The organism is Pseudomonas sp. PS02290 (assembly GCF_029960075.1).
Taxonomy (GTDB): Bacteria; Pseudomonadota; Gammaproteobacteria; order Pseudomonadales; family Pseudomonadaceae; genus Aquipseudomonas.
In genome coordinates this window covers 1-321 of the sequence record NZ_JASCOY010000241.1, presented here as the reverse complement: position 1 = coordinate 321, position 321 = coordinate 1, and the positions used below count along the sequence as shown (strand labels likewise).

The following is a 321-nucleotide window of genomic DNA, read 5'->3' as shown; positions in this document are numbered from 1 at the left end:
TCAAGGCCCCGCAAGGCGAGGTCTTTTACACGCTGTACGATCACGAGGCCGAAAATCTGCAAAAATCGGCCATCCGCACGGTCAACGTCAATCGCACGGTGCCCGGCGGGCTCGATCCCGATACCGATACCACCATCAACGAAAACCTCGCGCCGCCGACGGTCAGCCCTTCGCCCATTAACAGCTCCGATACCCAGGTGACCGTCACGGTCCTGCCTTGGGAGCACATCGAACTGGGAGACGTATGGACCGTGTACTGGAACGGCATTCCCGTCGTTGCCGCGCCCGTCACATTCCCGTCGATCGAGAAGGTTCTCGGGC

Annotated in this window: 1 pseudogene; it reads left to right on the top strand. The window is 60.7% G+C overall.

Annotation, left to right across the window (positions count from 1 at the left end):
* Positions 1–321 (top strand): annotated as a pseudogene (locus QMX88_RS29975) (hypothetical protein); the annotation flags it as partial.